Origin of the sequence: Kitasatospora sp. NPDC058444, from assembly GCF_042721415.1 — a bacterium.
Taxonomy (GTDB): Bacteria; Actinomycetota; Actinomycetes; order Streptomycetales; family Streptomycetaceae; genus Kitasatospora.
Genome location: NZ_JBHXLL010000014.1, coordinates 31141 through 55857, shown reverse-complemented (window position 1 = coordinate 55857; position 24717 = coordinate 31141). Strand labels below are relative to the sequence as shown.

At 73.5% G+C, this 24717-nt stretch carries 21 protein-coding genes and 3 pseudogenes; 14 read left to right on the top strand and 10 right to left on the bottom strand.

Features of this window, described 5'->3' with window-relative positions:
* The first annotated feature begins 86 nt into the window (after positions 1-86).
* Positions 87-509 (top strand): SHOCT domain-containing protein, encoded by a 423-nt coding sequence (locus ACFWP2_RS16990; protein ID WP_380451814.1) that lies wholly within the window; start codon positions 87-89, stop codon positions 507-509.
* A 121-nt stretch (positions 510-630) separates the two neighbouring features.
* Here ACFWP2_RS16990 and ACFWP2_RS16985 read toward each other — a convergent pair whose 3' ends face one another.
* Complete coding sequence (locus tag ACFWP2_RS16985) at positions 631-3138, bottom strand: Tex family protein (RefSeq protein WP_380451812.1); 2508 nt, start codon at positions 3136-3138, stop codon at positions 631-633.
* 258 nt (positions 3139-3396) lie between these two features.
* Between ACFWP2_RS16985 and ACFWP2_RS16980 the strand changes: the two genes are divergently transcribed.
* The 4 genes from ACFWP2_RS16980 to ACFWP2_RS16965 all read left to right on the top strand — a co-directional run bounded on the left by ACFWP2_RS16980 (position 3397) and on the right by ACFWP2_RS16965 (position 6533).
* Positions 3397-4296, top strand: a complete 900-nt coding sequence (locus ACFWP2_RS16980; RefSeq protein WP_380451810.1) for an aminoglycoside phosphotransferase family protein — start codon at positions 3397-3399, stop codon at positions 4294-4296.
* A 123-nt stretch (positions 4297-4419) separates the two neighbouring features.
* Positions 4420-5112 (top strand): TetR/AcrR family transcriptional regulator, encoded by a 693-nt coding sequence (locus ACFWP2_RS16975; RefSeq protein WP_380451808.1) that lies wholly within the window; start codon positions 4420-4422, stop codon positions 5110-5112.
* Positions 5113-5121: 9 nt separating this feature from the next.
* On the top strand, positions 5122-5859 hold the full coding sequence (locus ACFWP2_RS16970) for a tyrosine-protein phosphatase (protein WP_380451806.1): 738 nt from the start codon (positions 5122-5124) through the stop codon (positions 5857-5859).
* 113 nt (positions 5860-5972) lie between these two features.
* Positions 5973-6533: a DinB family protein gene (locus ACFWP2_RS16965; RefSeq protein WP_380451804.1), complete on the top strand. Its 561-nt coding sequence runs from the start codon at positions 5973-5975 to the stop codon at positions 6531-6533.
* Between the two features lie 183 nt (positions 6534-6716).
* On the opposite strand, the pseudogene ACFWP2_RS16960 reads toward ACFWP2_RS16965, so the two are convergent.
* Positions 6717-7547, bottom strand: a pseudogene (locus ACFWP2_RS16960) (pentapeptide repeat-containing protein); the annotation flags it as partial.
* A gap of 130 nt (positions 7548-7677) precedes the next feature.
* On the opposite strand from ACFWP2_RS16960, the gene ACFWP2_RS16955 reads away from it, so the two are divergent.
* Positions 7678-8340 carry a GNAT family N-acetyltransferase gene (locus ACFWP2_RS16955; RefSeq protein WP_380451802.1) on the top strand — a complete coding sequence of 221 codons (663 nt, stop codon included), beginning with the start codon at positions 7678-7680 and terminating at the stop codon, positions 8338-8340.
* Between the two features lie 26 nt (positions 8341-8366).
* Here the strand turns inward: ACFWP2_RS16955 and ACFWP2_RS16950 are convergent, their stop codons facing one another.
* Positions 8367-9158 (bottom strand): SGNH/GDSL hydrolase family protein, encoded by a 792-nt coding sequence (locus ACFWP2_RS16950; protein WP_380451800.1) that lies wholly within the window; start codon positions 9156-9158, stop codon positions 8367-8369.
* Between the two features lie 272 nt (positions 9159-9430).
* Positions 9431-9784: pseudogene (locus tag ACFWP2_RS16945) on the bottom strand (winged helix-turn-helix transcriptional regulator); the annotation flags it as partial.
* 97 nt (positions 9785-9881) lie between these two features.
* Here ACFWP2_RS16945 and ACFWP2_RS16940 point away from each other — a divergent pair.
* Both ACFWP2_RS16940 and ACFWP2_RS16935 read left to right on the top strand, forming a co-directional pair.
* Positions 9882-11096, top strand: a complete 1215-nt coding sequence (locus ACFWP2_RS16940; protein ID WP_380451798.1) for a pyridoxal phosphate-dependent aminotransferase — start codon at positions 9882-9884, stop codon at positions 11094-11096.
* A gap of 31 nt (positions 11097-11127) precedes the next feature.
* Positions 11128-11460 carry a YnfA family protein gene (locus tag ACFWP2_RS16935; RefSeq protein WP_360347853.1) on the top strand — a complete coding sequence of 111 codons (333 nt, stop codon included), beginning with the start codon at positions 11128-11130 and terminating at the stop codon, positions 11458-11460.
* A gap of 42 nt (positions 11461-11502) precedes the next feature.
* On the opposite strand, the gene ACFWP2_RS16930 is transcribed toward ACFWP2_RS16935, so the two are convergent.
* The 4 genes from ACFWP2_RS16930 to ACFWP2_RS16915 all read right to left on the bottom strand — a co-directional run bounded on the left by ACFWP2_RS16930 (position 11503) and on the right by ACFWP2_RS16915 (position 16199).
* Entirely contained in the window at positions 11503-13170 is a 1668-nt protein-coding gene (locus tag ACFWP2_RS16930) for a purple acid phosphatase family protein (protein WP_380451795.1), read from the bottom strand.
* A gap of 204 nt (positions 13171-13374) precedes the next feature.
* The gene (locus ACFWP2_RS16925; RefSeq protein WP_380451793.1) at positions 13375-13629 is read right to left on the bottom strand and encodes a hypothetical protein; all 255 of its coding nucleotides are present in this window, start codon (positions 13627-13629) and stop codon (positions 13375-13377) included.
* Positions 13630-13836: 207 nt separating this feature from the next.
* Positions 13837-14271 (bottom strand): (2Fe-2S) ferredoxin domain-containing protein, encoded by a 435-nt coding sequence (locus ACFWP2_RS16920; protein ID WP_380451791.1) that lies wholly within the window; start codon positions 14269-14271, stop codon positions 13837-13839.
* Between the two features lie 272 nt (positions 14272-14543).
* The gene (locus ACFWP2_RS16915; RefSeq protein ID WP_380451789.1) at positions 14544-16199 is read right to left on the bottom strand and encodes an FAD-binding dehydrogenase; all 1656 of its coding nucleotides are present in this window, start codon (positions 16197-16199) and stop codon (positions 14544-14546) included.
* 336 nt (positions 16200-16535) lie between these two features.
* Here ACFWP2_RS16915 and ACFWP2_RS16910 point away from each other — a divergent pair, with 336 nt between their 5' ends.
* Complete coding sequence (locus tag ACFWP2_RS16910) at positions 16536-17474, top strand: SGNH/GDSL hydrolase family protein (RefSeq protein ID WP_380451787.1); 939 nt, start codon at positions 16536-16538, stop codon at positions 17472-17474.
* 127 nt (positions 17475-17601) lie between these two features.
* Here ACFWP2_RS16910 and ACFWP2_RS16905 read toward each other — a convergent pair whose 3' ends face one another.
* On the bottom strand, positions 17602-18729 hold the full coding sequence (locus ACFWP2_RS16905) for a HoxN/HupN/NixA family nickel/cobalt transporter (protein WP_380451785.1): 1128 nt from the start codon (positions 18727-18729) through the stop codon (positions 17602-17604).
* Between the two features lie 248 nt (positions 18730-18977).
* Here ACFWP2_RS16905 and ACFWP2_RS16900 point away from each other — a divergent pair.
* The 5 genes and pseudogenes from ACFWP2_RS16900 to ACFWP2_RS16880 all read left to right on the top strand — a co-directional run.
* Positions 18978-19958: pseudogene (locus ACFWP2_RS16900) on the top strand (hydrolase); the annotation flags it as partial.
* A gap of 207 nt (positions 19959-20165) precedes the next feature.
* The gene (locus ACFWP2_RS16895; protein ID WP_380451783.1) at positions 20166-22019 is read left to right on the top strand and encodes a CocE/NonD family hydrolase; all 1854 of its coding nucleotides are present in this window, start codon (positions 20166-20168) and stop codon (positions 22017-22019) included.
* A 60-nt stretch (positions 22020-22079) separates the two neighbouring features.
* Positions 22080-23075 carry a helix-turn-helix domain-containing protein gene (locus ACFWP2_RS16890; RefSeq protein WP_380451781.1) on the top strand — a complete coding sequence of 332 codons (996 nt, stop codon included), beginning with the start codon at positions 22080-22082 and terminating at the stop codon, positions 23073-23075.
* A gap of 127 nt (positions 23076-23202) precedes the next feature.
* Positions 23203-23454: an RICIN domain-containing protein gene (locus ACFWP2_RS16885; RefSeq protein WP_380451779.1), complete on the top strand. Its 252-nt coding sequence runs from the start codon at positions 23203-23205 to the stop codon at positions 23452-23454.
* 36 nt (positions 23455-23490) lie between these two features.
* Positions 23491-23631: a hypothetical protein gene (locus tag ACFWP2_RS16880; protein WP_380451777.1), complete on the top strand. Its 141-nt coding sequence runs from the start codon at positions 23491-23493 to the stop codon at positions 23629-23631.
* On the opposite strand, the gene ACFWP2_RS16875 is transcribed toward ACFWP2_RS16880, so the two are convergent.
* Positions 23628-24044, bottom strand: a complete 417-nt coding sequence (locus ACFWP2_RS16875) for a hypothetical protein (protein WP_380451775.1) — start codon at positions 24042-24044, stop codon at positions 23628-23630. The two genes, ACFWP2_RS16880 and ACFWP2_RS16875, sit on opposite strands and share 4 nt — an antisense overlap.
* Between the last annotated feature and the right edge of the window lie 673 nt (positions 24045-24717).

Here is a 24717-nt window from a genome sequence, read left to right as displayed (position 1 = left end):
TGACCGCCGTTCCCGCGACCGCGGGGGTCACCGGAACGGCGGAACATCGAGTGAAGATGTCCGATTTGCGGTGGTATTACTCAGCCATGGACACCACTTCACTGGCCGTGGACTACCCGGTGCTCAACATCTTCTGGACGATGCTGGAGTTCTTCCTCTGGGTGCTCTGGTTCTTCCTGCTGTTCAAGATCATCACGGACATCTTCCGCAGCCACGACCTCAGCGGCTGGGGCAAGGCCGGCTGGCTGGTCCTGGTGATCATCCTGCCCCTGATCGGCGTCCTCGTGTACCTGATCGCCCGCGGGCAGTCGATGACCAAACGCGACATCCAACAGGCCCAGGAGAACCAGGCCGCGTTCAAGGCCTACGTCCGGGACGCGGCGACGTCGGGACCGGACGCGGGCGGCCGCAGCCACGTCGACGACCTGGCGAAACTGGCGGACCTGAAGGAGAAGGGCGCCATCTCCGAGGAGGAGTACCAGAAGGCCAAGGAGAAGATCCTGGCCTGAACGTCCGGACGGTCACGACGGCCCGGGGCCGGTGGACGCCGTGGTGCGCGTCCACCGGCCCCGGGCCGTGATCTGTGATCCGTGATCCGTTGTCCGTGATCCGTGATCCGTCCGTCGCCGCTCAGCGCCGCCCGGAGCGCCGGTCGCCCCGGCCGCCGTCGCCGCCGCCGCCGCCGGTCAGGCCCGCGCGGCGCAGCGCGTCCGCCATGGCGCTGTTGGCGGGCGCGCCGCCACCGGAGCCGCCCCGGTCGCCGCCCTGGCCGCCACCGCCGCCGCCACCGCGCCGGTCCTGGCCGCCACGACCGCCCTGACCGCCCTGGCCACCCTGGTTGCCCTGGCCGCCGCCGCGGCGCTCCTGGCGCGGCGGGCGGGCCTGGCGGTCCCCGCGGTCCCCGCGGTCGCCGCCGCGCTCGCGCCCGACCTCGTCGTCCAGCCGCAGGGTCAGCCCGATCCGCTTGCGCGGCACGTCCACCGAGAGCACCCGGACCTTGACGATGTCGCCCGGCTTGACCACCTCGCGCGGGTCCTTGACGAAGTTCCTCGACAGCGCCGAGACGTGCACCAGCCCGTCCTGGTGGACGCCCACGTCCACGAAGGCGCCGAAGGCGGCGACATTGGTGACCACGCCCTCCAGCACCATGCCCACCTCCAGGTCGCCGATCTTGTCGACGCCCTCCTTGAAGGTCGCGGTGCGGAAGGCCGGGCGCGGGTCGCGGCCCGGCTTGTCCAGCTCGCCGAGGATGTCCGTGACGGTCGGGACGCCGAAGGTGTCGTCGGCGAAGTCCGCCGGGCGCAGCGCCCGCAGCCGCTCGCCGTTGCCGATCAGCTCGCGCAGCTCCCCGCCGGTGGCGGCCAGGATGCGGCGCACCACCGGGTAGGCCTCGGGGTGCACGCTGGAGGCGTCCAGCGGGTCGTCGCCGCCGGGGATGCGCAGGAAGCCGGCGCACTGCTCGAAGGCCTTGGGGCCGAGCCGGGAGACGTCCTTGAGCTGCCTGCGGGTGCGGAACGGGCCGTTGGCGTCGCGGTGCGCCACGATGTTGTCGGCCAGCGTGCCGGTGATCCCGGAGACCCGGGTGAGCAGCGGCGCCGAGGCGGTGTTGACGTCCACGCCGACGGCGTTGACGCAGTCCTCGACCACGGCGTCCAGCGAGCGGGAGAGCTTCACCTCGCTCAGGTCGTGCTGGTACTGGCCGACACCGATCGACTTGGGGTCGATCTTGACCAGCTCGGCCAGCGGGTCCTGGAGCCGGCGGGCGATCGAGACCGCGCCGCGGATCGACACGTCCAGGTCCGGCAGTTCCTGCGAGGCGAACGCGGAGGCCGAGTAGACCGAGGCGCCGGCCTCGCTGACCATCGCCTTGGTGAGCTTCAGCTCGGGGTGGCGCTTGAGCAGGTCCTCGGCGAGCTTGTCGGTCTCCCGGGAGGCGGTGCCGTTGCCGATCGCGACCAGGTCCACGTCGTGCTTCTTCGCCAGCGCGGCCAGGGTGGCCAGGGCCGCGTCCCACTTGTTGGCGGGCTGGTGCGGGTAGATCGTGTCGTACGCGACGACCTTGCCGGTGGCGTCGACCACGGCGACCTTCACGCCGGTGCGGAAGCCCGGGTCCAGGCCCATGGTGGCGCGGGTGCCGGCCGGGGCGGCGAGCAGCAGGTCGCGCAGGTTGGCGGCGAAGACCCGCACCGCCTCCTCCTCGGCCTCGGCGCGCAGCCGGGCGCGCAGGTCGATGCCGAGCCGGACCAGGACGCGGGTGCGCCAGGCCCAGCGGACGGTGTCGCCGAGCCACTTGTCGGCCGGGCGGCCGCGGTCGGCGATGCCGAAGCGGGCGGCGATGCGCTGCTCGTAGTCGTTCTCGCCGGGGAGGTCGCCCTCGGTCTCGCCGTCGTACGGGGAGAGGTCGAGGTCGAGCACCTCCTCCTTCTCGCCGCGCAGCATCGCCAGGATGCGGTGCGAGGGGAGCTTGGTGTACGGCTCGGCGAAGTCGAAGTAGTCGGCGAACTTGGCGCCGTCGCCCTCCTTGCCGTCGCGGACCCGGGCGACCAGCCGGCCGCGGGTCCACATCCGCTCGCGCAGCGAGCCGACCAGGTCGGCGTCCTCGCCGAAGCGCTCGACCAGGATCGCCCGGGCGCCCTCCAGTGCGGCGGGGCCGTCCGCGACCGACTCGTTCAGGTACTGCGCGGCCAGCGCGGCCGGGTCCTGGCCCGGGTCGGCGAGCAGGGTGTCGGCAAGCGGCTCCAGGCCGGCCTCGCGGGCGATCTGCGCCTTGGTGCGCCGCTTCGGCTTGAACGGCAGGTAGATGTCCTCCAGGCGGGCCTTGGAGTCGGCGGCGAGCACCTGGGCGCGCAGCGCGTCGTCCAGCTTGCCCTGGGCCGCGATCGACTCCAGGACGGCCGCCCGGCGGTCCTCCAGCTCGCGCAGGTAGCGCAGCCGCTCCTCCAGGGCACGCAGCTGGGCGTCGTCGAGGGAGCCGGTGACCTCCTTGCGGTAGCGGGCCACGAAGGGGACGGTCGCGCCGCCGTCGAGCAGCTCGACGGCCGCCTTCACCTGCCCCTCGCGGACGCCCAGCTCCTCGGCGATCTTCCGCTCGATCGCCTGCTGGGCCTGCCGGGCCACCTGTTCGACTGCCGTGCTCACGAAGCCGGTCACCTTCTCCATCAGTGCTTGCGCCGTACGCCCTGCATTCTGGCAGGTGCCGACGACGGCGCCCGGCCGCACCCGGGGCGGCCGGGCGTGGCGCGCCGTCCGGTGTCGCGCCGGGACCGGACCGGGCGCCCGCCGAGCGGAGGCCGCCTCCGGCCGACCTCCGGCCGATCGGTGTCGAATGTCCTTCGGAACGTGCCCAGTTCGGGAATCGGGCTGAACGGTGACGATCGGCGCTGTACGCTGCCGGGCATGTGCGCTGCCACCCGGATGCATCCCGACGGACCGGTGGTCGACGCGGCCCTGGTGCGGCGGCTGATCTCCGTCCAGTTCCCGCAGTGGGAGCGCCTCCTGATCACCCCCGTGCCCGTTCCCGGGGCGGACAACGCGATGTTCCGGCTCGGGCCCGAACTCGCCGTCCGGCTGCCCCGGGTGGAGTGGGCCGCCGGGGGCCCACGGCGGGAGCAGCAGTGGCTGTCCCGGCTGGCGCCCCGGCTGCCGCTGCCCGTCCCGGCGCCGCTCGCGGTCGGCCGGCCCGCCGTCGGCTACCCCTGGGAGTGGTCGGTGCTGCACTGGCTGGACGGCGCCAACCCGGTGGTCAACTCGCTGGCCGCGCCCCAGGCCCTGGCCCGCGACCTGGCCGGCTTCGTCAACGCGCTGCGCGACGTCGACCCGGCCGGCGCCCCGGCCTCCCAGCGCAGCACCCCGCTCGCCTCCCGGGACGGCGCCACCCGCGCGGCCATCGCCCAGCTCTCCGGCTCGATCGACACGGCGGCCGCAACCGCGGTGTGGGACGAGGCACTTCGGCTGCCCGCGTACGCCGGCCCGCCGGTCTGGACGCACGGCGACCTCACCCCCGGCAATCTGCTGCTCGCCCCGAGCGGCCGGCTCGCCGCCGTCATCGACTTCGCCATGATGGGCGTCGGCGACCCGACCGCCGACCTGATAGCCGCCTGGAACCTGCTGCCCGCCGCCGCCCGTCCGGCCTTCCGCGCCGCCCTGAACGCGGACCAGGCCATGTGGGCCCGCGGCCGCGCCTGGGCGTTCTCCATCGCACTGGTGACGATCCCGTACTACCGCCACACCGACCACGCGCTGACCGCCAACGCCCGCCACGTCGTCCGCGAGGTGCTCGCCGACCGCAGCGGGTAGGGCGGGCACCGCGGACCCTGCCCGGCCGGCGCGCGGCGGCCGCCCTCCCGGGCCGGGACACGTCCGCCGGAGGACCTGGTCCAAAACCTGCCCCGGTCAATCCCCGCTGCTAGCCTGAGGCGCATGACGGGACTGCGGGAGCTGAAGAAGGAGCGGACCCGGCGGGCCATCTCCGAGGCGGCCATCACGCTCTTCCTGGAACACGGCTTCGACCGGGTGTCGGTGGCCGACGTCGCGGCGGCCGCCGAGGTCTCCAAGCCGACGCTGTTCTCCTACTTCCCCACCAAGGAGGACCTGGTCGTCCACCGCTTCGCCGACCACCAGGAACAGGCCGCCGAAGTGGTCCGCACCCGGACGGCCGGCGAGCCGGCGCTCGACGCGCTGCTGCGGGACTTCCTGGCCGGGCTCGCCCGGCGCGACCCGGTCACCGGCCTCAACGACCACCCCGCGGTGCTCGCCTTCACCGGCCTCGTCTACGGCACGCCCAGCCTGGCCGCGCGGGTCGGCGAGTACGTGGCCCGCGCCGAGGAGTCGCTGGCCGAGGCGCTGCGCGCGGCGCCGCCCGGGGCGGCGCGGGCGAACGGAGCGGCGCGGGCGCAGGGGTCGGCCGGGGCGCAGGAGCTCGCCGCCGCCCTGCTCGCCGCCCAGGTCACCGCCACCCAGCGGGTCCTCGCGCTGCACAACTGGCGCCGCATCCGGGACGGCCGCACCGCCGACGAGCTGTACGCCGAGGCCGTCGAGGACGCCACCGGCGCCTTCGACCTGCTCGCCCACGGCTACGGCCCGCCCTCCGGCGAGCGGGCGGCCGCTGACTAGAGTGCGCGCATGACAACGCGTCACCACTCCTTCGATGCCCTGCACAACTTCCGCGACCTGGGCGGCTATCCGGCCGCCGGCGGACGGTCCGTCCGGTGGGGGCGGCTGTACCGCTCCGACTCGCTCGGCAAGCTCGACACCCCCGAGGACCTCGACCGGCTCCGCGCCCTCGGCGTGCGGACCGTGATCGACCTGCGCTACCCCTGGGAGATCGCCGCCAAGGGCCGGGTGCCCGCGTTCGACGGCCTGGAGTACCACAACCTCTCGATCGAGCACCGCCCGTACGACCAGGCCGAGATCGACCCGGAGCTCGACCCCTGGCGCTACCTCGCCGACCGCTTCGCCGAGGTCGCCGAGGACGGGGTGCAGGAGATCCGCCGGGCCCTGGACGTGATCACCGCCGCCGAGGCCCCGGTGGTCTTCCACTGCGCCTCCGGAAAGGACCGCACCGGGCTGATCGCCGCCCTGCTGCTCACCCTGCTCGGCGTCGGCGAGGACGACATCGCCGCCGACTTCGCCCTCACCGAGCTCGCCACCGCGCAACTCGTCGCCGACTGGCACGCCGCCCACCCCGGCCGCACCCTGCGCTGGCCCGCCTTCGGCCGCGCCCCGGAGGCCGTCATCCGGCTCACCCTCGCCGACCTCGCCGAGCGCCACGGCTCGGTCGAGGCCTACCTCACCGGCCCCCTCGGCATCGACCGCGAGCAGACCGACGCCCTGCGCGCCCGCCTGCTGACCTCCTGCTGACCTCCTGAGCCGCGCGGCGGCGCGGAGGTGCGGAGGCCCGGAGGCGCGGCGGCGGCCCGGCGGCGCGACAATCCGGTGGCGGGAAGGGGTGGTCACGAACGACGATGCGCGGCATGACCGAACAACCCGCGCGATGGACCGAGGCGACCGTCCACCCCGACATGTGGGCCGACCCCGACGACGACCCCCGCAACAACGACGGCCCCGGACCGGACGGCGAACTCGCCACGCTCCAGGACTTCCTGACGAACTACCGGCTGACCCTGCGGATGAAGTGCGACGGACTGGATCCGGAGCAGCTGGCCCGCCGCTCGGTGCCGCCGTCGACGATGTCACTGCTCGGGCTGGTCCGGCACCTGGCCGAGGTGGAGCGGGACTGGCGGAACTGGATCACCGACGCCGAGCCGCTGCCCACGCTGTACGGCAGGCGGGACGCGGACTTCGGCGAGGCCGTCGGCGACCAGGCCTCGGTGGACGCCGCGTTCCGCGACCTGGAACGCGAACAGGCGGCGCTGGACGCCGAGTTGGCCGGCCACCAGGACCTGGGCGAGCGGATCGGGAAGGACCGGATCTCGGTCCGGGAGCTGCTGGTGCACCGGATCGAGGAGTACGCCCGCCACTGCGGCCACGCCGACCTGCTGCGCGAGTGCGTCGACGGCCGGTTGGGGCAGTAGCCCGCCGGTACGCCTCGGCGCTTCACCGTCTCAGCTGCGGCGGTCGCCCCGCGCGGGGCGGCCGCCGCCCTTGCCGGAGCGGGGCCCGGCCCCACCCCTGGCCCCACCCTTGCCCCCGGCTCCGCGGTTGCCACCGGCCCCGCGGTTGCCACCGCCGCCGGCCGCCGGGGCGGCCTTCTCCGGCCAGTGGGCGGGGCGGGTGAGGCCCTCGGGCAGTCGGGTGGTGGCGTCGCCGCGGGCCGCGTCGAGCTGGGCCTGGGTGAGGAAGAGGGCCGTGCCGAGGTCCGCGCCGGCCAGGTCGGCGTCCCTCAGGTCGGCACCGACCAGGTCGGCGAGGCGCAGGTCCGCGCCGGCGAGGTCGGCCGCGACGAGCAGGGCGCCGCGCAGGTTGGCCCCGCGCAGGTCGGCGCCGCGCAGGCGGGCGCCGAAGAGGTCGGCGCCGCGGAGCTCGCGGCGGCGCGGGACGGCGGCGCGGACCAGTTCGCCGGCGCGCAGCAGCAGCTCGCTGACCCGCTGCCGGTGGGCCGGGACGTCGATGGCGAGGATCTCCTCGGGGGTGCCGCCGGCCAGCCGGTCGGTCTCCTCCAGCGCCTGCCGCAGCTCGTCGCGGAGGGGGCCGGCGGCGGTGAAGGCGAGCGCCTCGGTGAGGTAGCGGAGCAGCTCGTGCAGCTGCCGCACGATCGGGAAGACGTCGAACATCGCCTTGGCGCTGTCCGGCTCCTCGCGCCAGCTGCGGCCGCCGAAGGTCACCTGGGAGACCCGCTGCCCGGCGCCGAAGCAGTCGTAGACGGTGCAGCCCTGGAAGCCCTGGTCGCGCAGCCGGGTGTGGATGCCGCAGCGGAAGTCGGCCTGGAGGTTGTGGCAGGCGCTGCCGGCCGCCTTGTTCATGGCGAAGTCGGTGCCGGCGGCGAACGGCAGGGCGACGCAGCAGAGCCCGAAGCAGCTGCCGCAGTCGGATGCGAGCGGGGTCGGCGAGGCCGCCGTGGGGTCCTGCGGCGACTCGGTCTCGCGCACGTTCCGGGGTCCTTCCAGCAGCCGGGCGCCGGGCGGCGCCGTGAACCCGGAAATCCTACTGGCCGGACAGCCCTCGGCGCCGGTAAGTTATGAAATGCACTGGAGACCATTACACACGGGGGTGGGCGGCATGCCGGAACCGGACGTCAGGGAGCTGGTACGGATGTGGATCTCGGGCTGGGCCGTCTCGCGCGGCTCCGCCGAGCCGGTGGACCGGCCCTGGGGCTGGAGCATCGACGTCGGCGCGCCGGCCGGCGAGGTGGGCCGGCACGTGCTGCCGGAACCGGCCGAGGCCGACGTCCGCAAGCTCGCCGAGACCGTCACCGCGCCGACCACCTGGCTGAAGCTGTTCGCCGAGGACGCCACGGTGCGCCCCTGGCTGGACGAGCGGTGGCGCCTGGACGCGCCGGGCTTCCTGATGAGCGTCCCGCTCGCGGCCGAGCGGCCCGGAACCCCGGCCGGGTACACCGTGACCACCTGGGAGCGGGGCGGGGTCCTCCGGGTGCTGGTGCGCACCGAGGACGGGCACCCCGCGGCCCGCGGCCAGGCGGGCCTGGCCGGCCCGGTGGCCGTACCGGACCAGATCACCACCGTGCCCGGGCACCGCCGCCGGGGCCTGGGCGTCCTGGTGATGCGCACGCTCCAGTCCGCCGCGTACGAGCGGGGCGCGCGCACCGGCGTGCTGGTCGGCACCCCGGAGGGACAGGCGCTCTACACCGCGCTCGGCTGGACCACCCACGCCCCCATGGCGAGCCTGGTCCTGGCGCCGGAGCCGACCCAGCCGGAGGCGTGACGGCCTTCAGCGGCCCTCGGCGGCCCTCAGCGGTACGGCAGCAGCTCCGGCCGCTTCGCCGGGCGGCCGTCCCCGGAGGAGCGGCCGGTGAGGCGGCGGCCGATCCACGGGCCGAGGTGGGCGCCCAGCCAGCGGGCGTCCTCGCGCAGCCGCTCGGCGCGGCCGGCCGGGGCGGCGGCGGGCAGCGGGGCGCGCCAGTCGAAGGCCGCGGGGCGGCCGAGCGCCTCCAGCACGCCCTCGGCGACCCGGCGGTGGCCCTCGGGCGAGAGGTGCAGGCGGTCCTCGGCCCACAGCCGGCGGTCGTCGAAGCAGGGCGCGGAGAACAGGTCGACCACGGCGAAGCCGTCCTGCCGGCCCAGCTCCTGGACGAAGGCCTTCATCCGCAGGATGGCGGGCAGCAGCCGGGCGCTGCCGGTCAGGCGGCGGGTGGGGTCGGTGCTGGTGAACAGCACGACGGTGGCGCCTGTGGCGCGCAGCTCGGCGGCGCAGCGGCCGAGCAGCCGCTCGACCGCGTCGATGTCGCAGCCGGGGCGCAGCACGTCGTTGAGGCCGCCGGCCAGGGTGACCAGCTCGGCGCCCATCGCGGTGGCGGCGGCGAGCTGCTCGTCGTGGATCTGGCCGATGAGCTTGCCGCGGACGGCGAGGTTGGCGTACCGGAAGTCGGCGTCCGCGCCCTGCGCCCCGGAGCGCTCGGCGGCCAGTGCCGAGGCGACCCGGTCGGCCCAGCCCCGGTAGTGGCCGTCCGGCAGCAGGTCGTCGCACATGCCCTCGGTGAAGGAGTCGCCGACGGCGACGTAGCTGCGGTAGGGGGTGGGCACGGGCTGGCCTCCGCTCTCCCGGGATGACTCCGGCGGTCCGACGATCCGACGATCGTACGTGCGGGTCCGTCCGGGGCGGGCACGGGCCCCGGCGCTCATCGCACGTCGAGCGTTCGTTTATCGGCCCGGGCCATCCTGGGGACACGGGGCGGCGGCCGGCGACGGGGGCCTTGCCGCCGCCCCACGGCCCCACCGCCCCACAGCCCGCGGGCCTCGGCCCGCAGCCCTCAGCCGGCCGCGACCGCCGTCTCCTCCCCCGCGCCGCGGGGCGTGAACCAGTGCTCGCGCACGGCGTCGGTGGGCCGCTGCTCGCCGAGGGCGGCCAGCCCCCACTCCCCCAACGCCTCGACGACCGGCCGCAGTTCACGCCCGCGCCCGGTCAGCTCGTAGACCGTCACGTTGGCGGGCCGCTCCAGCCGGCGGCGGGTGACCAGCTCCTCGGCCTCCAGCTGCTTGAGCCGGGCGGCCAGGATGTCGGTGGAGACGCCGGGCAGGTCGGCGTGCAGGTCGGTGTAGCGGCGCGGGCCGCCGAGGAGCTCACGGACGATCAGGAGGCTCCAGCGCTCCCCCACCGCGTCCAGGGCGCGGGCGACGGCGCAGTACTGGTCGTAGCTTCGGCGTGACATGTGGATCAGCATAGCCAAGAGGTTGGACTTTCCAAGTGCACACTTGGTAGAACAAAGCTGAAGCAACGGAGCGGTGGTGACGGTCGGGAGGCCGCAGATGGAGTTTCGGCAGTCCAGCAAGCTGAATGACGTGTGCTACGAGATCCGGGGCCCGGTGGTCGACCAGGCCAACGCCCTGGAGGAGGCCGGGCACAGCGTGCTGCGGCTGAACACCGGGAACCCGGCCCCGTTCGGCTTCGAGGCGCCCGAGGAGATCATCCAGGACATCATCCGCAACCTGCCCAAGGCGCACGGCTACAGCGACTCGCGCGGCATCCTGCCGGCCCGTCGCGCGGTCGTGCAGTACTACCAGCAGCGCGGGGTCCAGGGCGTCACCGTCAACGACGTCTACCTCGGCAACGGCGTCTCCGAGCTGATCCAGATGGCCGTCACCGCCCTGGTCGACGACGGCGACGAGGTGCTCGTGCCGATGCCCGACTACCCGCTCTGGACGGCCGCCGTCCGGCTGGCCGGCGGCAAGGCCGTGCACTACCTGTGCGACGAAGAGGCCGAGTGGTACCCGGACCTGGACGACATCGCCGCCAAGATCACCGCCCGCACCAAGGCGATCGTCGTCATCAACCCCAACAACCCCACCGGCGCCGTCTACCCGAAGGAACTGCTGGAGGGCATCCTCGACCTGGCCCGCCGCCACCACCTGATGGTGCTGGCCGACGAGATCTACGACAAGATCCTCTACGACGGCACCGAGCACCACTGCCTGGCCGCCCTGGCCGACGACGTGCTGATCCTCACCTTCAACGGCCTCTCCAAGTCCTATCGGGTGGCCGGCTTCCGCAGCGGCTGGCTGGTCGTCTCCGGCCCCAAGCAGCACGCCACCGACTACCTGGAGGGCCTGACCATGCTCTCCGGCATGCGGCTGTGCCCCAACGTGCCCGCCCAGTACGCCGTGCAGGCGGCGCTCGGCGGCCACCAGTCCATCAACGACCTGGTGCTGCCCGGCGGCCGGCTCACCGAGCAGCGCGACATCGCGGTCAAGGCGCTCAACGAGATCCCCGGCGTCAGCTGCGTCAAGCCCAAGGGCGCGCTGTACGCCTTCGCCAGGCTCGACCCGGCGGTGCACCGGATCGTCGACGACGAGCGGTTCGTCCTGGACCTGCTGCTGCGCGAGAAGATCCACGTCGTCCAGGGCACCGGCTTCAACTGGCCCCGCCCGGACCACTTCCGCTTCGTCACCCTGCCCCGGGCCGACGACCTGGAGACGGCCGTCAACCGGATCGGGCGCTTCCTGGCCACCTACCGCCAGGTCTGAGCACCCGGGAGCCACCCGTACGCTCGGGGCCATGACCGTCCTCCGCTCCGCCGCCCTGTTCGTCCTCGCCGCGCTCGCCGAGATCGGCGGCTGCTGGCTGGTCTGGCAGAGCGTGCGCGAGCAGCGGCCGTGGTGGCTGGCCGGCCTGGGCGTGGTGCTGCTCGGCGCGTACGGCTTCGTCGCGGCCCTGCAGCCGGACAGCCACTTCGGCCGGGTGCTGGCCGCCTACGGCGGGGTGTTCGTGGCCGGCTCGCTGCTGTGGGGCATGGCCGTGGACGGCTTCCGGCCGACCCGCTACGACGTGCTGGGCGCGCTGATCTGCCTGGCCGGCGTCGCCGTGATCATGTACGGGCCCCGGCGCTGAACCTCCGGCGCCGGGGCCCCGCTCGGGCTCGGGGGACCGGGACTACCAGCCCCAGCCGCCGCCCTGACCGTCGTCGTCCCGGTTCGAGTCCCAGCCCTCGCCGACCTCGCGCAGGATCGTGTAGTTGTCGATCTGCGTGCCGTCCTCGGCCAGCGCGGTGACCTTCATGACCGACTTCTGGCCCAGGTGCCTCGGGGTGACGTCGACCTTGATGAAGGAGTAGCCGGTGTAGCGCACCCGCGACCACTGGATGGTCTCGGGGGTCTTCACCCGGCCCTTGCTCCAGTAGTAGGTCTTGACCTCGTCCTGGTGGTTCTCGTGCCCCTCGTAGGTGTCCGGCACGTCGAACTTGTACAGGCTGCGGCCGGCCGCACCCGCGGTGACGTAGACCACGCCGTCCTTGGCCGGCTCGATGGTGGCGCCGCTCGGCACCTGCTTCGAGACCTTGTTGCCGAGGATCGCGTCGGTGCGCTCGTAGATGTGGTTGTGGCCGTTGATGACCAGGTCCACCCGGTACTTCTCGAACAGCGGCACCCAGGCCTCGCGGACACCGCCCTCGGAGGCGTGGGCGACGGTGGTGGAGAAGGCGCAGTGGTGGAAGAAGACCACGACGAAGTCGATGGTCTCGTCGTTGCGCAGGTCCTTGAGGGTGCGCTCCAGCCACCTGGTCTGCTTGTTCGCCGAGATGCCCAGGTTGGCCGGGATCTCGTAGGAGACGTCGTTGGCGTCCAGCGAGATGACGCCGACGTTCTTGTAGCGGAAGGTGTAGACGCCGGGGACGGTGCGCGGGTCCGGACCGTTGTTCGGCAGGAAGAAGCGGGCGTTCTCGCCGCCGTAGCCGTTCGGCGAGTACCAGGCCTCGATGTCGTGGTTGCCGTACGCGACCATCCACGGGATCTCGGCGGCGACCGTCTCGGTCTGCACCAGGAAGTCGTCCCAGGTCTTCGCGTTGAAGACGGACTTGTCCGGGTCGGTGCCGGAACCGGCCGGGTCGGCGTAGCAGATGTCGCCGGCGTGCAGGTGGAACGCCGGGTTCTGGGCCTTGATGATGTGGTCGTTGCCGGCCGCATGGGCGCTGACGCCCTGGTCGCCGAAGGCGGTGAAGGTGAACGGCTCGTACACCTTGCCCCAGCGGTGGTCGCGGGAGGGCGCGGTGCGGAAGGTGTGCAGGGTGGAGATCCGCTGCTGCGAGGCCGGGTCGAAGCCCTCGTGGCCGACACCGTAGTAGTAGGTGGTGTCGGGGTGGAGGTCCTCCAGCGCCACGTGCAGGTAGTACTGGTCCACCGGCTGGCCGGTCGGGGTCAGCGCCGGGGTGTGCAGGGCGCGGACCTCGGCCTGGACCTTGTGGCTCAGGTCCCACGGGGTCTTGCCGAAGCGCAGAAACGGCTTCCTGACCGGGGCCGGCACCTGCCAGGAGATGCGGAACTGGGTGTCCGGCTCGGGGCCGAACTGGAGGTGACGGCCGATCGGCGCGACCAGCGAGCCGTCGATGCCGTCGGTCGTGCCACCGGTCAGCAGCTGCGGGCCGGCCGGGGCGGCGAAGGCCGTCCCGCCGCCCAGCACGCCGCCGACGGCGACGGCACCCACGGTCACGGCACCGGCGCGCAGCATCCGGCGGCGGGAGAAACGGGCCCGCAGGTACTCGTGCTGCTCGGCCATGCTCATGCGGTCGGCAAGCTTGGCCGGCACGCCCATGTTGGGGATATCCATGCGCGGGACTCTTCCAGCGGCGTGTTGATCACGCACGGACACCGGGTGAACGGGTCGCAGCGTACCGCCCATTCGAACGTCAATGTTCGACCATGATTCGGTAAACGACGTACTCGTACCGTCCCGACGGCGCATCATGGCCCCTGTCCGCCCCTCGGGCTGAGTGCGCGTCGGCGGCGGCGGCCGCGAAGGCGGCGGGAGGGGTCAGCCGGAGGGGTCGTCCCACTGGGTGGCGGTCCGGTTGCCGGTGCCGTCGCAGGTGCGGCAGATCTCGTCCCGGTAGGCGTGCTTGGCCCCGGTCGCGTCCACCCGGTAGCGCACGTACACCCCGGTGCCGTCGCAGAGGAAGCAGTTGCCGCCCCCGCCGCCCACCTCGGTGGTGCCGGTGCCCTGGCAGGTCCGGCAGCTGAGGCCGGCGGTCCGGCCGGTGCCCGCGCAGATGCGGCAGACCGTCGTCATCGGCTTCCTTCCTCGCGCGGAATCGGCTCGGCCCCGTCCGGAACGGCCCGACGCCATCGGTCATGGTAGTGCGGAAGGCCCTCGGACAGACCCGGGTCCGCCTCTGTTCACTACGATCTGACGATCAGCCGGTAGAACTGGCAGAACCGGCGGCACGGGCGGATCGAGGCCCGGGGCAGCGCCCGGGACACGGCCCGGGGCGCGGCCTCACTCGGGCAGGCCCTCGCGGACCCGCCGGGAGACCGAGATCAGCTGGAGGTCGAGCAGTCTGGGCGGATCGGCGAGGCCCGGGCCGCCCGCGCGCACCCAGGCGGCGATGTCGTCGATCATCTCGTCCATCAGCACGAAGCCCAGCCAGACCGGCCGGCCGCCCGCCGCCCGGCCCTCGGCGGAGGGGCCCACCACCACCACGTTGGACTGGGTGCACACGTCGAGGCACTTCACCGCCCGGACCCGGCCCGCCGTGCCCACCGCCGTGCGCAGCCGCTCGTACTGGCCCGCGTGGTCCACCCCGGGGTGCTTCGCCTCGGTGCCGCAGCAGCAGCCCCGGCACACCGTGACGGTCACGGGGGCACCGGCGCCCCGCTTGCGGTCCCGGGCGCCGTCGCGGTCTCGGGCACCGTCGCGGTCTCGGCGGCTCATCGGTTCTGGCACCCCTCGGGCTCTGCGGCGCCCTGCGCACCGGCCTCCGCACTGTACCTGTCACCCCGCCGGCGCCCCGGCCGCGGGTCGGCCCCCGCGACGGGCCCCGGCGGCGGGCCCCGCGCGCCCGTGCGCACCCCCGCGTGCCCGTAGCAACGTGCCCACCCCCGCGCGCCCGTGCGCCCGCGCCTCCGGATCCCCGTGCCCCGGGTGCTCCCGAGCCCCCGTGCCCCGGGTGCTCCCGGGTGCTCCCGGGTGCTCCCGTGCCCGCGCTACCCGACCGCCCGGGCGGCCGCCCGTCCCGCCGTGCGGCCCGAGAACAGGCAGCCGCCCAGGAACGTCCCCTCCAGGGAGCGGTACCCGTGCACACCCCCGCCGCCGAAGCCGGCGGCCTCGCCGGCCGCGTACACCCCGGGCAGCACCTCGCCGTCCGGCCGCAGCACCCGGGAGAAGAGGTCGGTCTCCAGCCCGCCGAGCGACTTGCGGGTCAGGATGTTGAGCCGGACGGCGATCAGCGGGGCGGCGGCGGGGTCGAGGATGCGGTGCGGGGCGGCGGTGCGGATGAGCTTGTCGCCGAGGTGGCGGCGGGCCCCGTGGATCGCGGTGACCTGGAGGTCCTTGGCGAAGGGGTTGGCCAGCTGACGGTCGCGGTCCTCGACGGTGCGGCGCAGCTCGTCCGGGTCGATCAGCGGCTCGCGCGTCCTGGCGTTCATGCCCCGGGCGAGGTCGGCGAGGTCGCCGGCGACCACGAAGTCCCGCCCGTGCCGCAGGAACGCCTGGACCGGGCCGGGGGCACCGGGCAGCGCGCGCCCGAGCACGCCGCGCACCGACCTGCCGGTCAGGTCGGGGTTCTGCTCGGAGCCGGAGAGGGTGAACTCCTTCTCGACGATCCGCTGGTTGAGCACGAACCAGGTGTACTCGTACCCGGTGGACATGATGTGTTCGAGCGTTCCGAGGGTGTCGAAGCCGGGGAACAGCGGGGCGGGCAGCCGCCGGCCGCGCGCGTCCAGCCAGAGCGAGGAGGGGCCGGGCAGGATGCGGATGCCGTGCCGGGCCCAGATCGGGTCCCAGTTCTCGATGCCCTCGGTGTAGTGCCACATCCGGTCGCCGTTGATCAGGCTGGCCCCGGCCCGGCCGGCGACCTCCAGCATCAGTCCGTCCACGTGCGCGGGCACGCCGGAGAGCAGCCGGGCGGGCGGGGTGCCGAGCCGGGCCGGCCAGGCCTTGCGGACCAGGTCGTGGTTGCCGCCGATGCCCCCGGAGGTGACGACCACGGCCTGGGCGCGCAGCTCGAAGCCCCCGGCCACCTCGCGCGAGCTGGCCTCGCCCCGGCCCGCCGGGCTCGGCACCAGCACCTCGCCGGTGACGGTGTCGACGGCGCCCGCGGTGGCGGACAGCCCGGTGACCCGGTGCCGGAAGCGCAGGTCCACCAGGCCGCGCGCGGCGGCGGCGCGGACCCGCCGGACGAAGGGCTCCAGCAGCCCCGGCCCGGTGCCCCAGGTGATGTGGAAACGCGGCACCGAATTGCCGGGCCCGTCGGCGAGGAAGCCGCCGCGTTCGGCCCAGCCGACCACCGGGAAGAACCGCACGCCCATGCCGTGCAGCCAGGCGCGCTTCTCGCCCGCCGCGAAGTCCACGTACGCCTCGGCCCAGCGGCGCGGCCAGGCGTCCTCGGGCCGGTCGAAGCCGGCCGTGCCGAGCCAGTCCTGCCGGGCGAGCGCGTGCGAGTCGCGGATCCGCATCCGGCGCTGTTCGGGCGAGTCGACCAGGAAGAGGCCGCCGAAGGACCAGTGCGCCTGGCCGCCGAGGGAGGCGGCGGGCTCCTGGTCGAGGAGGATCACCTTCCGTCCGGCGTCGGCGAGTTCGGCGGTGGCGGCGAGGCCCGCGAGGCCCGCTCCGATGACGATGACGTCGGCGTCCAGGGCCATGCGCAGTCCTCCGTCGCGGCTCGCGGTGGCGGCGCGTCCGGGACGCGCCGCGGCTGTGCGCCCGATACTGCGGTCTGCGGTGACGCCCGGTCAACCGGCGGGTGGCAACCGCCCGCGTGAATTCCGCTCCGAGGCGTTTCGGAAATGCCGCCGCCGCCTTTCCGATACCGGGCGGAGCGAAATGCGAAATGCGATCCGGACACATCTGCCGGAATACCGGCAATTTCCGAGCAAACCATGGACGCCGAGGAAACCTGACAGTAACTTACCTGCTGGTAGCTGTGGCCCGGCCCTGCACGACCCCCCACCCGTCGTTTCTCTCCCCCAGGAGGAACCGTGCTCCGCCCTGCCCGGAAATCCCGGCACCTCCGGAATTCCACCGCGCTCGCCGCCGTCGCCCTCGGCGCCGCGCTCGCGCTCACGTCCACCACCGCCCAGGCCGCCGGCACGGCGCCGAAGCACTACGTGGCGCTCGGCGACTCCTACGCCGCCGGCGCCGGCGTGCCGGGCCAGTCGGCCGGCCTGTGCCTGCGCTCCGACCGCAACTACGGGCACCTCGTCGCCGCCGCCCTCAAGGCCGGCACGTACACCGACGTCACCTGCTCCGCCGCCAAGATCAAGGCGATGACGCAGCCCCAGTACGACGCCTTCATCAGGGTCAACGACCCGCAGCTGGACGCGGTGACCGCCGACACCGACCTGGTCACCCTCGGGATCGGCGGCAACGACCTCGCGGCCAGCGACCTCGGCCTCGGCGAACTGGTCGCCACCTGCATCGCCGGCGCCGTCGTCAACCCGCTCGGCACGCCCTGCAAGGACGTCTACCACCACGGCTACTGGGACTGGAGCACCCTGTCCTGGCAGTACGGCACCGACGACCTGGCCGAGCGGATCCGCACCACCATCGCCCCGCAGCTGGCCGACACCATCAAGCGCGTCCACGCCAAGGCGCCCGGGGCCAGGGTGCTGCTGGTCGGCTACCCGACCGTGCTGCCCGCCGACGGCTCGAAGTGCGTCCTGCGCCAGCCGGTGACGCCCGGCGACGTCGAATACATGTACGGCGTGCTCAACAAGCTGAACGCCGCGATGAAGTCCACCGCGGCCGCGAACGGCGCGACCTACGTGGACACCGCGACGCCGACCGTCGGGCACGACGTCTGCTCGGACGACCGCTGGATCGAGGGCGCGCTGCCCGGCTCTCCCGCCGTGCCGTTCCACCCCAACGCGACCGGCGAGCAGGTGATGGCGCAGGCGGTGCTCGCCGCGATGAAGTAGCCCGCGACGACGTCACACACCGTGACGTGACGGCGGCACCGTCCGGAGAGCCCCGAGGGGCCGGTGACCAGACCCCGGTCACCGGCCCCTCGGCCCGCGCGTGCGCTTGCCGCCCGACGTACGGCGGCTACTCCGGCTTCGCGGCGGCGGAGGAGGTGGCGGCCGCGGCGGAACCGGCGGCCAGCCCGGCCGACCACTTCTCCTCGACGTTGCCGAGCTTCCAGTAGGCGATCGCCGCCGCCCAGGTCAGCACGAACAGCCCGACGATCGCGTAGCCGACGAAGTTGAGGTCCAGCTCGCCGATCCAGGCGACCGGGCCTCTGGTGATGTCCAGCTTCTCGCCGAGCAGGCCGATCAGCTCGATCGAGCCGATCACCAGCGCGACCAGCACCGACAGCCCGGTGACGGTCAGGTTGTAGTAGATCTTGCGGACCGGCTTGGAGAAGGCCCACTCGTACGCGAAGTTCATGAACGAGCCGTCGATGGTGTCCAGCAGGCTCATTCCGGCCGCGAACAGGATCGGCAGGGTGAGCAGCGCGTACCAGGGCAGCGAGAACGCCGCCGCGCCGCCGGCCAGCACCAGCAGGGACACCTCGGTGGCGGTGTCGAAGCCCAGGCCGAACAGCAGGCCCACCGGGTACATGTGCCAGGGCTTGGTGACGGCCCTGGTGACCCGGCCGAGGATGCGGTTCATCAGCCCGCGCCGCTCCAGCTGGCGCTCCAGCTCCGCCTCGTCGTAGTCGCCCACCCGCATCCGGCGGAAGACCTTGAGGATGCCGTTGAAGGCGCCCAGGTTGATCAGGCCGAGCAGCAGCAGGAAGGTCCCGGAGACGGTGACGCCGATCAGACCGGTCATCTCGTGCAGCGTCGAGTCGTCGGACTCCACCTGGCCGGCCAGCGAGCGGATGCCGAGGGCCAGCAGCGCGCAGAGGCCGAAGACGATCGACGAGTGCCCGAGCGAGAACCAGAAGCCGACCGACAGCGGCCGCTTGCCCTGGCCCATCAGCTTGCGGGTGGTGTTGTCGATGGCGGCGATGTGGTCCGCGTCGAAGGCGTGCCGCATGCCGAGGGTGTAGGCGGTCAGCCCCATCCCGGCGCCGAACACCTTGCCGCCGACCTCGTAGTGCTCGGGCTCGACCAGCGCCAGCAGGGTGAACCAGCCGACGACGTGCAGCGCGAGGATGAAGCCGCCCATTCCGGCCAGGCGGATCCACTCCTCACGGGTGAGCCGGTCGCGCCAACGGGGGGCGGTCATCGTCGTGGTCCTTCCGGTCGGGTGGTCGAAGCTGGGCCATCTTTCCGCCTCGGTGTGCGCAGTTGCAAGTCATACGCAATTACGGATTCGTCACCCCGCTCTCCCTCCCCCCTCCCGAAGATCGTCACGACTCGTACAGGGCTTCGTAACCCCGGAGGGCTTTCACCGCGCGCTCTACGCGCGGATACTCCCGTTCTACGCGCGAAAACCGAGCGCTGCCCCCTCAACTCCCCACGGAGGAACGGCACATGACGATCCGTATTCGAACCGCTGCGGCCCTCGCCGGAACGGCGCTGCTCGCGGCCGGTCTCACCACCCCCGCCGCCACCGCCGCGCCCGTCGCGCCCGTCGCGCCCGTCGCCGCCACCGCCGGGGGTGCCACCCGCGCCGCCGCGGTCAGCGCCACCCCGCACCGGGTGCTGTTCGACAACAGCAAGGCCGAGACCGCGGGCAACGCCGACTGGATCATCAGCACCAGCCAGCCCGACCCGCTGGCCCAGAACGCCGCCCCCACCACCGAGAAGAGCTGGACCGGCGCCCTGTCCGCCTGGGGCGTCGCCCTCCAGAAGACCGGCCAGTACAGCCTGAAGACCCTCCCGGCCGGCTCCACCATCAGCTACGGCACCGGCGCCGCGCTCGACCTCGCCAACTTCGACACCTTCGTGATCCCGGAGCCCAACATCCGGTTCTCCGCGAGCGAGAAGACCGCGCTCATGAACTTCGTGAAGAACGGCGGCGGGCTGTTCCTGGTCTCCGACCACATCAACAGCGACCGCAACAACGACGGCTGGGACTCCCCGAAGATCATCAACGACCTGCTGACCAACAACGGGGTGAACAACAACGACCCCTTCGGCTTCTCGGTCGACCTGCTCAACATCACCACCGACAACCCGCGCGCGGCCGACGCCCCGACCGACCCGGTGCTGCACGGCCCCTACGGCACCGTCACCGGCTCGATCCTGCGCAACGGCACCACCTTCACCCTCAAGCCCGCCGACAACCCGAACGTCAAGGGCCTGGTCTACCGGACCGGCTACAGCGGCAACACCGGCGCATTCTTCGTCACCAGCACCTTCGGCACCGGCCGGGTCGCGATCTGGGGCGACAGCTCCCCGATCGACGACGGCACCGGCCAGTCCGGCAACACCCTGTTCAACGGCTGGGACGACCCGGCGGGCACCGACGCCGCCCTCGCCCTCAACGCCACCGCCTGGCTGAGCAAGGCCTGACCGCACCGCGCCCCTCGCCGCGCCGCACCCCTCGCCGAGGCGCCTCCCGCCGGGAGGCGCCTCCCGGCGGGTCCGTCGCGACCGACTCCTGCTGCCCGGCCCGTCGCACCCGACTCCTCTCACCAGGAAAAGGTCCGCTCCCTCCCCTACTGTCGGAGTACCGAACCGTCGCACTGCCGACGCCCGGCACCGATGGGAGCGGCCATGCCGTCGTACCCCTTCCACACCACCCGCGAGGACCTGCGCATCCCGCTGCCCGACGGCACCCGGCTGGCCGCCCGGCTGTGGCGGCCGGTCGGCGACGAGCCCGGCCCCGCGCTGCTGGAGTACTCCGGCGGCCGCCTCACCGACCGGACCGCCGCCGAGGACGCCCGCCGCCACCCCTGGTACGCGGGCCACGGCTACCCCGCCGTCCGGGTCGACACCCGCGGGCACGGCAACTCCGAGGGCACCCCCGGCGAACCCGGCGGCGCACAGGAACTCGCCGACGGCGCCGCCGTCGTCGACTGGCTCGCCCGCCGCCCCTGGTGCAACGGCCGGCTCGGCCTGCTCGGCACCGGCACGGCCGGCACCACCGCCCTGCGACTCGCCGCCCGCGCCCCCGAGACCGTCGGCGCCGTGGTCACCGCCTGCCCCGAGGACGGCCACCGGCTCGGCGGGGCCCTGCTCGCCGCCGACCTGCACACCCGGCTCACCGCCCTGGTCGCCGACGCCGCCCTGCCACCGGACCCCCGGCACGTCGGCGACGCCTGGCGGGCCGCCTGGCTGGCCCGGCTGGAATCGCTGCAGCCGCCCGTCGACGACTGGCTCGCGGCCGGCGAGAGCACCGTCCCGGTGTCCGTACCCGCCCTCGCCGTGGCCGGCTGGGGCGACCCGTCCTGCTCCTTCGTGCTGCGGCTGCTCGCCGAGTCCCCCACCGCGCGCGCCCTGATCGGCCCCTGGCCGCACGGCCTGCCCGAAGCCGCCCTGCCCGACACCCTGCGCTGGTGGGACCACTGGCTGCGCGGCATCGACACCGGCGCCCTCAAGGAACCCGCCCTGCGCAGCTGGCTCACCACCCGCTGGACCGGGGACGAGGCCTGGCCCTCCCCCGACGTCCGGGAGATCCACTACGGCCTGGACGGGCCGCTGCGCACCGCCGGCACCGCCTCCGACGACCGGTACGTCCGCGTCCGCTCCCCCCAGCACACCGGCCTCAACGCCGGCGCCTACGTCCCCCACGGCCGCCCCGCCGACCAGCCGCCGGACCAGCGCGAGGAGGACGGCCGCTCGGTCTGCTTCGACTCCCAGCCGCTGCCCGAACCCGTCGAACTGCTCGGCGCCCCGACCGTACGGCTGCGGCTGCGCGAGGACGGGGCGCCCGTCCAGGTGGCGGTGCGGCTGTGCGCGGTCGGCCCGGACGGCACCTCGGAGCTGGTCACCCGGGGCGTCCTGGTCACCGAAGGCCCGGACGCCGAGGTCGAGCTCGCGGCCTGCGCCTGGACGCTCCCGGCCGGCCACCGGCTGCGGCTCGCCCTCTCCTCGGTCTACTGGCCCTGGGTCTGGCCCCCGGCGCAGGACACCGGGTACGGCGTCGACCCGTCCCGCTCCACCCTCAGCCTGCCGGTGCGCCACCTCGCCGCCGACGTCGGCGCCCCGCCCGTCACCTTCGAGACCCCGGCACTGCCCGAACCGCTCGACGTCCACCTCACCGAACCGCTCACCGCCCGGCCCGAACACCTCACCGTGCACGACATCGGCCGCCAGGAGTGGCGCACCGAACTCTCCCCCGCCACCGACGGCACCCGCACCCACCCCGACGGCCTGGTCCGCGACGAACACACCGTCACCGCCTACCGGGTGCTCACCGGCGCCCCGCTCAGCGCCCAGGCCCGCACCGACCACACCGTCCGGCTGGAGCGCCCCGACATCGGCTGGGACGTCACCGTCCAGACCCGCACCCAACTGCGCTGCGACGCCGGGCACTTCATCAGCGTCGTCCAACTGCGGGCGCTGGAGGCGGGATCGGTGGTGTTCGCCCGCGAGTGGCAGCACCGGGTACCCCGCGGGGCCTCCTGAACGAAACCGTTCGTGATGTGACAATGCCCTTACCGGAAGCGCGAGTCGGGGAGGGCGGGCATGCTGGACGAGACGGTGTTCCGGACCGAGGACGTGGCCCCGCCGGACCGCCTGGAGTACTGGCGGCACCGACTCGCCGAGAGGAGCGCCCCGTTCGAGGCCGGCACGGAAAACGCCGTCGACTTCCGGGCGGACCTGCGCATCCTGACGCTCGGTGAGCTACAGCTCTGGAACATGGAAAGCCCGTCGATCACCGTACGCCGGCCGGCGCGCCTGATCCGCTCGTCCGACCCGGAGTTCTACCTCCTCTCGCTCCCGTTCCCCGGCGCCGGCCCCGCGTCCCGGTCCGACGGCCACGGCGAGTGGCGCCCTCGGGACCTGGTGATGTACGACAGCATCCGACCCATCTCCCTCCAGGTGAGCACCGACGATCCGCGCCGGCAGATCCGCGGGGCCTGGCTGACCGTCCCCCGGCAGGCGCTGCCGCTGCCCCCGGACAAGGTGGCCGAGCTGATCGCCCGCCGAATGCCCGGGGGCACGGGCGTGGGCGCCCTGCTCGTCCAACTGCTCAACGGCATCGCCGCCGACACCGGCGCCTACCGGGCCGGCGACGCGCCCCGGCTGGGCACCGCAGCCCTCGACCTGGTGTCGGCGCTGCTCGCCCACCACCTCGACGCCGAGGACGCCGTACCGCCGGAGAGCCGGCGCCGGGCACTGGTCCAGCGGATCCGGGCCTTCATCCGCGCCCACCTGCACGAACCGGACCTCAACCCCGGCACCGTCGCCGCCGCCCACCACATCTCGGTCAGCTACCTGCACCGCCTCTTCGAGAACGAGGAGGAAACCGTCGCCGCCTGGATCCGCCGCCAGCGCCTCGAACGAGCCCGCCGCGACCTCACCGACCCGGCCCTGGCCACCACCCCCGTCCACGCCATCGCGGCCCGCTGCGGATTCCCCCGCGCCGCCGACTTCAGCCGCGCCTTCCGCGGCGCGTACGGGCTGCCGCCCAGCGACTACCGCCACGGTGCCGCCGCGACGGCCGGCGGTGGACGCTGAGCGAAGCCGGAGTGGACTGCCCGTTAACGACAACGCCCCTGGGGGAACGGCACGCTGATGATGCGTCCAGCACGGGGGATCAGGTGGTGGACGCGAACCCACCAGCACCCTCGAAGGGGGACCATCCATGTCCAGCAACGGACTTCGCAGCACCCGGCGCTCCGCCGCCGCCGTCGGCCTCGCCGCCCTCGCGCTCGCGCTCAGCGGCCTCGGCGGCGGCCAGGCCTTCGCCGACTCGCACGCCGGCCTCTCGGCCACGTTCGAGTTCCCGAACGACAGCGGCAAGTGCCTGGAGATCACCAACTCCTCCACCGCGAACGGGGCCAACGCCCAGCAGTGGGAGTACAAGGGCCAGTCCGGCGCACTGTGGGTGCACTGAACCGGTAGCGGCCGCCACCCCTCGGCCCGCCTACGCGTGATCGGCCAAGACCTCGGCGACGACGTGGCGGGCGAGGTCACCCCGAACGCCGCCCTCCGCACTCGGGTCGCACACTTCGACGACCCCGACGGCACCGACCTGGAGATCATCCACCCCGAGAGCGGCTTCGCCGGCTAGGAGCCTGCGGCGGCCCGCTGCCGGGGCCACCCGCGCAGGGCCGCGCGCGCCCGGGCGACGCCTCCGGGCGTGGCGGGTGCGCCGGTTCCGACCGCGACGGTTCTCGTGCCGAGGCCCGCGCAGGTGCGGCAGATGCCGGGGCGGGGCACGGGGTCGTGGCAGCGGCCGCACTCGGCGAACGGAGCCGGTGGCGCTGGTTGTTCGGGTGGCAGCTTGCGTTGCAGGCGGTCCCGGAGGATCGCCACGGGGGAGTGCATCGGCTGGGGCAGCCCGGGGAGCAGGGCGTGGGCCAACTCGGCCCCGCTGCAGCCTCGTTCCAGCCACTGCGTGACGAGCGGTGCCAGTGCGCGGGCCTCGGCCTCGCCGAGGCGCAGGCGGGGTTCGGGCCGGATCACCCGGAACAGGGTGGCCACGGCGGCCCGCGTCCGTTCATCCGGGAGGGTGGGTTCTTGTCCCGGGTCCTTTACGGGAGGAGTGACAGCGCCGCCGGTCCCTCGCCCACCGGAAGCCGGGCGCTGGGCAGCCGGTTCGGGCTGCGGGGTGTCGAAGACGTGGGCCTCGGATCGGACCCTCCCGTCGGCCATCCGGACCGTGTCGACCCGGTAGTACCCGGCGTCCTTGAGTTCTTTGAGCGCCCGCCGCACGGCACCCCGCCCCTGCGGACTGCTGTCCGCCATCTGCCGCCCGTCCTCCCGCCAGCCGCTCGGCCGGGAGAGGAGGTCGGCGAGGAGACCACGAGCGGTGTAACTGAGCCGACGGTCCTGCAACAGGCCGTTCGGTAGAACGGTGAACGCGCGCACGTGCGCGCTACGATGAATCTGCATCTGGAGTTCCAGCTCCTGGTGCCCGACCCCGGGGTGTTCCACCACCGCCGGGGTCTCCTATGTTCTATTGATGATGCGGAAAGTAGCACACCGACTACGAAGAGTGCGAACCGTTTAGGCGTGAAGCCCAGGCCCTCGCATCACGTACGCCCCCACCTTCGGGGGGGGGGGGGGGGGGGGCCCCCGGAACCCCCCCCCACCACCGACGCAGAGAGGCGACGCGAAGAGACGGTGATAATAATAGAAAGCAACAGGGCGATCA

Bases quoted from the DNA above. Each gene is read 5' to 3' on its own strand.
- ACFWP2_RS16990 (WP_380451814.1), top strand. From the start codon at position 87: ATGGACACCACTTCACTGGCCGTGGACTACCCGGTGCTCAACATCTTC.
- ACFWP2_RS16980 (WP_380451810.1), top strand. From the start codon at position 3,397: ATGTGCGCTGCCACCCGGATGCATCCCGACGGACCGGTGGTCGACGCG.
- ACFWP2_RS16975 (WP_380451808.1), top strand. From the start codon at position 4,420: ATGACGGGACTGCGGGAGCTGAAGAAGGAGCGGACCCGGCGGGCCATC.
- ACFWP2_RS16970 (WP_380451806.1), top strand. From the start codon at position 5,122: ATGACAACGCGTCACCACTCCTTCGATGCCCTGCACAACTTCCGCGAC.
- ACFWP2_RS16965 (WP_380451804.1), top strand. From the start codon at position 5,973: ATGACCGAACAACCCGCGCGATGGACCGAGGCGACCGTCCACCCCGAC.
- ACFWP2_RS16955 (WP_380451802.1), top strand. From the start codon at position 7,678: ATGCCGGAACCGGACGTCAGGGAGCTGGTACGGATGTGGATCTCGGGC.
- ACFWP2_RS16940 (WP_380451798.1), top strand. From the start codon at position 9,882: ATGGAGTTTCGGCAGTCCAGCAAGCTGAATGACGTGTGCTACGAGATC.
- ACFWP2_RS16935 (WP_360347853.1), top strand. From the start codon at position 11,128: ATGACCGTCCTCCGCTCCGCCGCCCTGTTCGTCCTCGCCGCGCTCGCC.
- ACFWP2_RS16930 (WP_380451795.1), bottom strand. From the start codon at position 13,170: ATGGATATCCCCAACATGGGCGTGCCGGCCAAGCTTGCCGACCGCATG.
- ACFWP2_RS16925 (WP_380451793.1), bottom strand. From the start codon at position 13,629: ATGACGACGGTCTGCCGCATCTGCGCGGGCACCGGCCGGACCGCCGGC.
- ACFWP2_RS16920 (WP_380451791.1), bottom strand. From the start codon at position 14,271: ATGAGCCGCCGAGACCGCGACGGTGCCCGAGACCGCGACGGCGCCCGG.
- ACFWP2_RS16915 (WP_380451789.1), bottom strand. From the start codon at position 16,199: ATGGCCCTGGACGCCGACGTCATCGTCATCGGAGCGGGCCTCGCGGGC.
- ACFWP2_RS16905 (WP_380451785.1), bottom strand. From the start codon at position 18,729: ATGACCGCCCCCCGTTGGCGCGACCGGCTCACCCGTGAGGAGTGGATC.
- ACFWP2_RS16895 (WP_380451783.1), top strand. From the start codon at position 20,166: ATGCCGTCGTACCCCTTCCACACCACCCGCGAGGACCTGCGCATCCCG.
- ACFWP2_RS16890 (WP_380451781.1), top strand. From the start codon at position 22,080: ATGCTGGACGAGACGGTGTTCCGGACCGAGGACGTGGCCCCGCCGGAC.
- ACFWP2_RS16885 (WP_380451779.1), top strand. From the start codon at position 23,203: ATGTCCAGCAACGGACTTCGCAGCACCCGGCGCTCCGCCGCCGCCGTC.